Origin of the sequence: Bartonella sp. CM86QHHN, from assembly GCF_042194695.1 — a bacterium.
In the GTDB taxonomy this organism is placed as follows: domain Bacteria; phylum Pseudomonadota; class Alphaproteobacteria; order Rhizobiales; family Rhizobiaceae; genus Bartonella.
Genome location: NZ_JBHIND010000091.1, coordinates 1 through 1691 on the forward strand (window position 1 = coordinate 1; position 1691 = coordinate 1691).

At 42.2% G+C, this 1691-nt stretch carries 1 protein-coding gene and 1 pseudogene; both read left to right on the forward strand.

The window, feature by feature from the left end; translation table 11 throughout:
* Positions 1-579: pseudogene (locus tag ACFIKX_RS09650) on the forward strand (PBSX family phage terminase large subunit); the annotation flags it as partial.
* A gap of 260 nt (positions 580-839) precedes the next feature.
* A partial coding sequence (locus ACFIKX_RS09655) for a tyrosine-type recombinase/integrase (RefSeq protein ID WP_375628384.1) occupies positions 840-1691 on the forward strand: 852 nt, incomplete at its 3' end.

Here is a 1691-nt window from a genome sequence, read left to right on the forward strand (position 1 = left end):
CCTTTAATGCAAATACGTGCTTTTTGGGATATTGGGGGGACAGGCGCCAAGGCAGATGCCACGGCGATATGGATAGCACAGTTTGTGGGGCGAGAAATTAGAGTGCTTAATTATTACGAAGCACAGGGACAGCCATTATCCGAGCACATAGGCTGGTTACGTCAGAATGGCTATGAGAAGGCATTGATGGTTCTCCCCCATGATGGTGCAACAAGAGACCGTGTACACAATGTGAGTTTTGAGAGTGCTTTAAATGATGCGGGTTTTGAAACGCAAGTCATTCCTAATCAAGGGGCAGGTGCTGTTAAGATGCGAATAGAGGCGGTGCGACGTATTTTACCTTCAGTATGGTTTAACGAAGAGACAACCGTAGCGGGTCGTAAAGCACTGAATTGGTATCATGAGAAATGGGATGAGAAGCGCAATATTGGCTTGGGAGCAGAGCATGATTGGTCCAGTCATGGTGCGGATGCCTTTGGGTTAATGTGTGTGGCTTATGAAGAACCTCCGACGATACAAAAGCGACCAGCTTATAGCGGTAGAGAAACTTATGAAAGCACGTCATGGATGGCAGAATGATGTATGATGAAGAGCATTTAGAGAAAGAAAGTAACGCATCAGATTTGTCGACAGAAGGTTTGTTTCGCAAGCTTATCAGCTGGTGACAAGCTATTGATTTATAATGATAATCTAGCGTTATTCATATTGAGTTAAAGACCCGAATAACGTAAGATTCTCTTATTTCAAATCTGTTTATATTGAATCAATCAAAACCACTCGTTTGCACATAGCAAGTGGGATGAGTGTGTGGATAAAATTTGTATAAGAAAGGACTTAAAATGGCTCTTATGAACCGTCTTAATGCAAGATCTGTTGCAACATTAGGGGCTGGCAAATATAACGATGGTGCCGGCTTGTTACTTCACAAGCGTAAAGATGGAGGTGCTCAATGGATTTACCGTTATACCATTCATGGGCGCCGTCGTGAAATGGGCTTGGGGGCATTGCGAAACGTTTCTTTAAAAAAAGCGCGTGAATTGGCAAATCAATGGCGTTCTGTTTTGCATGAGGGTCGTGACCCTATTAAAGAACGCAATAAACAAAAGCGTGAAGCAATAAGCAATCTCCATTATTTAAAAGATATTGCCGTGGATGCTTTTGAAAGTCGTAAAGCTGAATTAAAAGGGGATGGAAAAGACGGACATTGGTTTTTACCATTACGTCTTCATATTCTCCCCAAATTAGGCTGTTTACCCGTTTCAGAAATTACCCAAACTGAGATACGCAATACTCTTGCTCCTATCTGGCATACAAAAGCTGGAACAGCTAATAGAGCTCTTAATCGTCTTAATATATGTCTCAAACATGCGGCTGCACTAGGATTGGATGTTGATTTACAAGCAACAGAAAAAGCACGTGCTCTCTTAGGCAAACAACGTCATAAAACGCAAAACATGCCCGCAATGGATTGGAAAGAGGTCCCTGCCTTTTATAAAACACTTTGCCAAACAACAATCCTAACACAACTGGCTTTGCGTTTGCTTATTTTGACAGGAGTTCGTACTTTTCCTTTGCGTCATATTCGTGAAGGTCAAATTGAAGATGATGTCTGGACCATACCTGCTGAGAATATGAAAGGAAAGCGTGATACTACAACAGAATTTCGCGTCCCCTTATCAAAAGAAGCGCTG